The organism is Streptomyces sp. NPDC057694 (genome assembly GCF_042799415.1).
In the GTDB taxonomy this organism is placed as follows: Bacteria; Actinomycetota; Actinomycetes; order Streptomycetales; family Streptomycetaceae; genus Streptomyces.
Window position 1 is genome coordinate 196,040 of record NZ_JBHVIX010000013.1, and the last position, 7,558, is coordinate 203,597.

Annotated in this window: 7 protein-coding genes; 2 read left to right on the forward strand and 5 right to left on the reverse strand. The window is 71.6% G+C overall.

Annotated elements, in window-relative coordinates:
- Window positions 1-30: 30 nt before the first annotated feature.
- The 4 genes from ACFVDP_RS26515 to hrcA all read right to left on the reverse strand — a co-directional run bounded on the left by ACFVDP_RS26515 (window position 31) and on the right by hrcA (window position 4,215).
- Window positions 31-783, reverse strand: a complete 753-nt coding sequence (locus ACFVDP_RS26515; protein ID WP_383494431.1) for a 16S rRNA (uracil(1498)-N(3))-methyltransferase — start codon at window positions 781-783, stop codon at window positions 31-33.
- The gene (locus ACFVDP_RS26520; RefSeq protein ID WP_383494434.1) at window positions 780-1,856 is read right to left on the reverse strand and encodes a nitronate monooxygenase; all 1,077 of its coding nucleotides are present in this window, start codon (window positions 1,854-1,856) and stop codon (window positions 780-782) included. Before ACFVDP_RS26520 ends, ACFVDP_RS26515 begins: the two co-directional genes overlap by 4 nt.
- Before the next feature lie 205 nt (window positions 1,857-2,061).
- Window positions 2,062-3,198: a molecular chaperone DnaJ gene (gene dnaJ / locus ACFVDP_RS26525; protein WP_383494436.1), complete on the reverse strand. Its 1,137-nt coding sequence runs from the start codon at window positions 3,196-3,198 to the stop codon at window positions 2,062-2,064.
- Complete coding sequence (gene hrcA, locus ACFVDP_RS26530; protein WP_383494439.1) at window positions 3,199-4,215, reverse strand: heat-inducible transcriptional repressor HrcA; 1,017 nt, start codon at window positions 4,213-4,215, stop codon at window positions 3,199-3,201.
- Between the two features lie 130 nt (window positions 4,216-4,345).
- Here hrcA and ACFVDP_RS26535 point away from each other — a divergent pair, with 130 nt between their 5' ends.
- Both ACFVDP_RS26535 and ACFVDP_RS26540 read left to right on the forward strand, forming a co-directional pair.
- Window positions 4,346-5,098, forward strand: coding sequence for an MBL fold metallo-hydrolase (locus tag ACFVDP_RS26535; RefSeq protein ID WP_383494442.1), 753 nt, complete (start codon window positions 4,346-4,348; stop codon window positions 5,096-5,098).
- 34 nt (window positions 5,099-5,132) lie between these two features.
- Entirely contained in the window at window positions 5,133-5,951 is an 819-nt protein-coding gene (locus ACFVDP_RS26540; protein ID WP_383494445.1) for a DUF3097 domain-containing protein, read from the forward strand.
- A gap of 215 nt (window positions 5,952-6,166) precedes the next feature.
- Here ACFVDP_RS26540 and hemW read toward each other — a convergent pair whose 3' ends face one another.
- Window positions 6,167-7,399: a radical SAM family heme chaperone HemW gene (hemW, locus tag ACFVDP_RS26545; RefSeq protein ID WP_383494448.1), complete on the reverse strand. Its 1,233-nt coding sequence runs from the start codon at window positions 7,397-7,399 to the stop codon at window positions 6,167-6,169.
- Between the last annotated feature and the right edge of the window lie 159 nt (window positions 7,400-7,558).

Below are 7,558 nucleotides of genomic sequence, written 5' to 3' on the forward strand. Positions count from 1 at the left end.
GAGGTTGCCGCTGGGCTCAGGGGCGGTCGCTCAGCCCCAGCGGCCGGTGCGCCCGAGGAGCAGCGCCACCGCCGCGGTCCCCGCGGTCGAGGTCCGCAGCACGCTCCGCCCGAGCCGGCAGGTCAGCGCCCCGGCCTCGCCGAACACCGCCAACTCCTCGGGGGACACGCCCCCTTCGGGCCCGACGACGAGCACGACCTCCCCGGACGAGGGCAGGTCCACGGAGGCCAGCGCGGCGCTCTCGTGCTCCCGGTCCTCGTGCAGCACGACCGCGAGATCGGCCCCGGCGAGCAGAGCGGCGACCTCCTTCGTGGACGCCGCGTCGGCGACCTCGGGGAACCGCACCCGCCGCGACTGCTTGCCGGCCTCGCGCGCGGTGGCCCGCCACTTGCCGAGCGCCTTCAGCTTGCGGTCGCCGCGCCACTGCGTGATGCAGCGCGACGCCTCCCACGGCACGATCGCGTCGACGCCGGTCTCGGTCATGGTCTCCACGGCGAGTTCGCCCCGGTCGCCCTTGGGGAGGGCCTGGACGACGGTGATGCGGGGCTGCTCCTGGGGCTCCTCCCACACGGACTCCAGGTCCGTGACCACGAGCCGGTCCTTGCCCTCCGCGGCCTTGACGACCCCTTCGCTCCACAGCCCGCGCCCGTCCGTGAGGACGACGTCCTCGCCGGCCCGCAGCCGCTTCACGGAGACCGCGTGCCGCCCCTCGGGCCCGTCGACGACCAGTTCGCCACCGGGGATGTGCTCAAGGGACTCGACGACGAACACCGGCGCGGTCACGCGGCACCCCGCTGCCCCAACGCGCCCCGGGCCTCGTCGAGTTCGGCGGTGAGCACCTCGACGAGCTGTCCGGCGGGCAGTTCCCGGGCGAGCCGGTGTCCCTGGCCCGCCCACAGCGCCATGGCCTGCGGGTCACCGGCCTTGGCGGCGGCCTTGCGGATCGGCGACGTCATGTGGTGCACCTCGGGGTACGCGGCGGGCGCGTACGGGCCGTGCTCGCGCAGGAACCGGTTGACGAGGCCGCGCGCGGGCCGTCCCGAGAACGCCCGGGTCAGCTCGGTGCGGGTGAACAGCGGATCGGTCATGGCCCGCTTGTGCAGGTCGGGCGCCCCGGACTCGGGGGTGACCAGGAACGCGGTGCCGAGCTGGGCGAGATCGGCCCCGGCCGCGAGCACGGCCGCGATCTGCGCGCCCCGCATGATCCCGCCGGCCGCGATGACCGGCAGCTGCACGGCTTCGCGCACCTGGACGATCAGGGCGAGCAGTCCGACCCCGCTGCCGTCGGTCTCGGCGCAGTCGCGGTGGGTGCCCTGGTGGCCACCGGCCTCGATGCCCTGCACGCAGACGGCGTCGGCGCCGACGGCCTCCGCGGCCCGCGCCTCCGCCGCCGTCGTCACGGTGACCACGGTGAGGGTGCCGACGCGGCGCAGCGAGTCGACGACCTCACGGGTGGGGCAGCCGAAGGTGAAGGAGACCAGCGGCACCGGGTCGTCGACGAGGATGGCGAGCTTGGCGTCGTAGCCGTCGTCGCGCCCGCTGTCGGGGTCGCCGAGCGGCGTCTGGTACCAGGTGGCCTCGCCGGCGAGCTGGTTGCGGTAGACCTCGACCGCGGCGGGGTCGGCGTACTCGGGCTGCGGCATGAAGAGATTGACGCCGAAGGGGCGTCCGGTGAGTCCCCGCACCTGTTGGATCTCCTGGTACATCCCGTCGGCGGTTTTGTACCCGGCGGCGAGGAATCCGAGCCCACCCGCCTCGGACACGGCGGCCACCAACTCGGGCCGCGACGCGCCGCCCGCCATGGGGGCCTGCACGATCGGGCAGTGACAGAGATCAGCCAGTGCGGAGGAGGACATACCGGCATCGTGCCACGTCAGCCCAGGACCACCGAATCGCAGCCCGAGAGCTGCTTCGCAGGCCACGACAAGCGCCCCGAAGGGGCGCGGGGAACTGCGCGAGCAACCACCCACGACCGCCACTCGGCAACGGCGAAAGAGGGGCACCCCCATAGCCGCGAAAAGGGGCCCGGGGATACACCCCAGGCCCCTCGAATTCACCGGGTCACCGCCCGTTAAACGCATCCTTCAGCCGCGAGAAGAGCCCCTGCTGCCCAGGCTGAAACTGCCCGGTGGGCCGCTCCTCACCCCGCAACTTGGCCAGCTCCCGAAGCACCCGCTCCTGCTCGGCATCGAGCTTCTGCGGCGTCGTGACCTCGACATGCACGATGAGGTCACCGCGCCCGCCGCCCCGCAGATGCGTGACACCGCGCCCGTGCAGCGGGACCGACTGCCCGGACTGGGTGCCCGGCCGGATGTCGATCTCCTCCATGCCGTCGAGCGTCTCCAGCGGCACCTTCGTACCGAGAGCCGCCGCCGTCATCGGGATGGTGACCGTGCAGTGCAGGTCGTCGCCGCGCCGCTGGAACATGGGGTGCGGCAGCTCGTGGATCTCGACGTAGAGGTCACCGGCGGGACCACCACCGGGCCCCACCTCGCCCTCGCCGGCGAGCTGGATCCGCGTGCCGTTGTCCACACCGGCCGGGATCTTCACCGTCAGCGTCCGCCGCGACCGGATGCGGCCGTCACCGGCGCACTCCGGGCACGGGGTCGGCACGACGGTGCCGAAGCCCTGGCACTGCGGACACGGCCGCGAGGTCATGACCTGGCCGAGGAAGGACCGCGTCACCTGCGAGACCTCACCGCGGCCGCGGCACATATCACAGGTCTGCGCGGAGGTCCCCGGCGCGGCGCCCTCACCGCTACAGGTCGTACACACCACAGCGGTGTCGACCTGGATGTCCTTGGTGGTGCCGAAGGCGGCCTCGTCCAGCTCGATCTCCAGCCGGATCATGGCGTCCTGGCCGCGGCGCGTGCGCGAGCGGGGCCCACGCTGCGACGCGGTTCCGAAGAACGCGTCCATGATGTCCGAGAAGTTCCCGAACCCGCCGGCGCCGAAGCCTCCGGCGCCGCCTCCGCCGGCCTGCGACAGGGGGTCTCCCCCGAGGTCGTAGACCTGCTTCTTCTGCGGGTCGGAGAGCACCTCGTAGGCGGCGTTGATCTCCTTGAACCGCTCCTGGGTCTTCGGATCCGGATTCACATCCGGGTGCAGCTCGCGGGCGAGCCTCCGAAAAGCCTTCTTGATCTCGTCCTGGGAAGCGTCGCGGCGCACGCCGAGTACGGCGTAGTAGTCCGTGGCCACTTACGACTCCGCCAGGATCTGTCCGACGTAACGTGCCACTGCGCGTACTGCTCCCATCGTTCCCGGGTAATCCATGCGTGTCGGTCCGACGACGCCGAGCTTGGCGACTGCCTCACCGCCCGAACCGTAGCCGACCGACACGACGGACGTGGAGTTGAGTCCCTCATGGGCGTTCTCGTGACCGATCCGTACGGCCATGCCCGAATCCCCCACCTCACCAAGCAACTTGAGGAGCACGACCTGCTCTTCAAGAGCCTCAAGCACGGGCCTGATGGTGAGGGGAAAGTCATGTCCGAAGCGGGTGAGATTGGCGGTTCCGCCGATCATCAGCCGCTCCTCGGACTCCTCGACGAGCGTCTCCAGCAACGTGGAGAGCACCGTCGCGACCGTGCCGCGGTCCTCCGCGTCGAAGGCCTCCGGCAGATCCTGCACCAACTGCGGCACATCCGCGAAACGGCGGCTCGCGACCCGGCTGTTGAGCCGGGCCCGCAGATCCGCCAGAGCCGTCTCCCCGAAGGGCGCCGGACAGTCGATCATCCGCTGCTCGACCCGCCCGGTGTCCGTGATCAGTACGAGCATCAGACGGGCGGGCGCCAGCGACAACAGCTCGACGTGGCGCACCGTGGACCGGGTCAGGGACGGGTACTGGACGATCGCCACCTGCCGCGTCAGCTGCGCGAGCAGCCGCACGGTACGTCCGACGACGTCGTCCAGGTCGACGGCGCCCTCCAGAAAGTTCTGGACGGCCCGGCGCTCCGGAGCGGTCATCGGCTTCACGCTGGTCAGCTTGTCGACGAAGAGGCGGTACCCCTTGTCGGTGGGGATGCGCCCGGCACTGGTGTGCGGCTGGGCGATGTACCCCTCGTCCTCCAGGGCGGCCATGTCGTTGCGCACGGTCGCCGGGGAGACGCCGAGCCGGTGCCGCTCGGTGAGCGCCTTGGAACCGACCGGCTCCTCGGTGCCCACGTAGTCCTGGACGATGGCGCGCAGCACTTCGAGCCTGCGTTCACTGAGCATCGGCGCACACCTCCAGCTTCGGCCTGAGCGATCGTTCCTGTCTGGCACTCGATACGGGTGAGTGCCAGGAGTCCCCGGCTCAGTGTACGGCCGACGGGTACGGGCCCGGCAAGGCCGCTAGCGTCGACGTATGGAAGCTCATGGCGAAGTCAGGACGGCCGTCGACTGGAGGGCCGCGGGCTGGGAGGAGCTGGCGCCCCGCGTGGGGCGGATCCGGCTGCCCGGCTGGGACGCCACGGCCGGTCTCGTCGTGGGCTCCGGCGCCGCCCTGCTGATCGACACGGGATCCTCACTCCGTGAAGGGTCCCGGCTGCGCACGGACGTCCGGCGGCTCCTCGGAGCACACGCACGGGTGACACACATCGTGCTCACCCATCCGCACTTCGACCACGTACTCGGTACGGCCGCCTTCGCGGGTGTCGAGACGTTCGGGGCGGTGGGCATCGAGACCGTCTTCGGCCGCAACCACGGTGACCTGTACGAGGACGCCGTGCGCCACGGCCTGTCCCCGGACGAGGCGGCGGAGGCCACCGACGTCCTGGTCACCCCGCGGCACCGGGTCAGCGGCGAGTGGACGCTCGACCTGGGCGAAGGACCGCAGGTGCTCCTCGCCAATCTCGGCCCGGCCCACACCGGCCACGATCTCGCGGTCCTCGTGCCGGGCAGCCCCGTGATCGTCTTCTGCGGCGACCTGGTCGAGGAGTCCGGCGAACCGCAGGCGGGCCCGGACGCGACGCCGAGTCACTGGCCGGCGGCGCTCGACCGGCTGCTCGCGCTCGGCGGCGAGGAAGCGCTGTACGTCCCCGGGCACGGTTCGGTGGTGAATGCGGCGTTCGTCCGTGCGCAGCGCGCCACACTGGTGGCCCGTTCCGGCGTGTCGTGACGACGACCGGCGCCCTCCTCATATCGTCTGCTGAATGCGCCAGTACTCACCTGACCTGACCCCTCCCTGGAAGCGGAACAAGCAGGTTCCGGAAGTCCCCGCCGAGCCCGACCTGGTCGTCGAGGAGGTCGGCACCGGCTTCTGCGGAGCGGTGGTCCGCGTCGAGAAGACGGCGCAGGGGCCGACGGTGACCCTGGAGGACCGCTTCGGCAAGCACCGGGTGTTCCCGATGGAGCCGCGCGGTTTCCTGCTGGAGGGCAGGCCCGTCACGCTGGTCCGCCCGTCGGCGGCCGCCGGGCCCGCGCGTCCGGCCCGTACGGCGTCCGGCTCGATGGCGGTCCCCGGCGCCCGTGCCCGGGTGGCCCGGGCCGGCCGGATCTACGTCGAGGGCAAGCACGACGCCGAACTCATCGAACGGGTGTGGGGCGACGACCTGCGCATCGAGGGCGTCGCCGTGGAGTTCCTGGAGGGCGTCGACGACCTCCCGGCGATCGTCGCCGACTTCGACCCGGGCCCGGACGCCCGCCTCGGCGTCCTCGTCGACCACCTGGTCCCCGGCACCAAGGAATGGCGCATCGCCCAGTCGGTGACGAGCGAGCACGCCCTGGTGGTCGGCCACCCGTACATCGACATCTGGGAGGCGGTGAAGCCCGCCTCGGTCGGCATCGAGTCCTGGCCCCGCATCCCGCACGGCCAGGACTGGAAAACGGGCGTGTGCCGCTCCCTGGGCTGGCGAGTCGCGAACACGGGCGAGGCCTGGCAGCACATCCTGTCCCGGGTCACGTCCTACAAGGACCTGGAACCGGAACTCCTGGGCAAGGTGGAGGAACTGATCGACTTCGTCACAGCCTGAGCAAGAGCGCCCCGCAAGGGGCGCGGGGCTGTATCGATTTGCGGCTCCGCCGCGTGGGCGCGAGCAACCACGACGAAGCGGCACCCGGCGACATCGCGGAGCCCCGGGGCGCTGCCCCGGACCCCGCCGCTCAATCGCCGCAGGGGCTTGAATGAGCCCCGCCAGGGGCGCGGGGAACTGCGCGACCAGCCACGACGAGACCGGCACCGGCACTCTCAGTCGACCAGGTCACGAACAACGGCGTCGGCCAGCAACCGCCCCCGCAGAGTCAGAACGGCCCGCCCCGCGTCGAACGCCCCGCCCTCCAACAACCCGTCCGCGACAGCCTTCCGCGCGGCGGCAAGCCCAGCAGGCTTCAGCAACGACAAAGGGCACCCTTCGAGCAGCCGCAGCTCCAGCAGAATCCGCTCGACCCGCCGATCCTCGTCGGCCAGCACCTCCCGCCCGGCCCCCGGCGACCCCCCACCGGCCAGCGCAGCGGCATACGCGCCGGGATGCTTGACGTTCCACCACCGCACCCCGCCCACGTGCGAGTGCGCCCCGGGCCCGGCCCCCCACCAGTCGGCCCCGCGCCAGTACAGCTCGTTGTGCAGGCACCGCCCGGCGTCGGACGTCGCCCAGTTCGACACCTCGTACCAGTCGAACCCGGCCCCCGACAGCACCTCGTCGGCGATCAGATACCGGTCCGCGTGCACGTCGTCGTCGGTCATCGGCACCTCCCCGCGCCGGATCCGCCGGGCGAGCTGGGTGCCCTCCTCGACGATCAGCGCGTACGCCGAGACATGGTCCGGGCCCGCCCCGATGGCCGCGTCGAGCGAGGCCCGCCAGTCGTCGTCGGTCTCCCCCGGAGTGCCGTAGATCAGGTCGAGGTTCACGTGCTCGAACCCGGCGGCCCGCGCCTCCGCGACGCACGCCTCGGGCCGCCCGGGCGTGTGCGTCCGGTCGAGGACCTTCAGGACGTGCTGCCGCGCGCTCTGCATGCCGAACGAGATGCGGTTGAACCCGCCGGCCCGCAGCTCGGCCAGATATGCCGGGTCCACCGACTCGGGATTCGCCTCGGTCGTCACCTCGGCGTCGTCGGCGAGCCCGAACTCGTCACGGACCGCGGCCAGCATCCGTACGAGATCGGAGGCGGCGAGCAGCGTCGGCGTACCGCCCCCGACGAACACGGTCCGCACGGGCCGCGGGTCGTCCCCGAGGACCTTCCGGGCGAGCCGGACCTCCTCCACCACCAGGTCCGCGTAGTTGTCCCGGGAGGCGAGGACGCCACCGGTGCCGCGCAGCTCGGTCGCGGTGTACGTGTTGAAGTCGCAGTAGCCGCAGCGGGTGGCGCAGTACGGGACGTGCAGATAGAAACCGAGCGGCCGGGAGGCGGCGCCGGCGAGGGCGGAGGCGGGCAGGGAACCGTCGGCGGGGACGGGTTCGCCGTCGGGGAGAGCGGAAGGCATAGCTCTATTGTCCGGCACCCGTCGTACAGCCCCGTCAGGGGCGCGGGGAACGGCGCGAGGAAACAAACACAAAAAACAAAAAAATCCCCAACTTTCCTTCTGGTTTTTTTCCTCCCCCCTGCCGAGCCCCACACCCCTCCCAACCCACCCCCCCTCCCC

What these genes read in the sequence shown, in the direction of transcription:
- ACFVDP_RS26520 (WP_383494434.1), bottom strand. Translation starts at nt 1,856, where the DNA reads ATGTCCTCCTCCGCACTGGCTGATCTCTGTCACTGCCCGATCGTGCAG.
- hrcA (WP_383494439.1), bottom strand. Translation starts at nt 4,215, where the DNA reads ATGCTCAGTGAACGCAGGCTCGAAGTGCTGCGCGCCATCGTCCAGGAC.
- ACFVDP_RS26535 (WP_383494442.1), top strand. Translation starts at nt 4,346, where the DNA reads ATGGAAGCTCATGGCGAAGTCAGGACGGCCGTCGACTGGAGGGCCGCG.
- ACFVDP_RS26540 (WP_383494445.1), top strand. Translation starts at nt 5,133, where the DNA reads ATGCGCCAGTACTCACCTGACCTGACCCCTCCCTGGAAGCGGAACAAG.
- hemW (WP_383494448.1), bottom strand. Translation starts at nt 7,399, where the DNA reads ATGCCTTCCGCTCTCCCCGACGGCGAACCCGTCCCCGCCGACGGTTCC.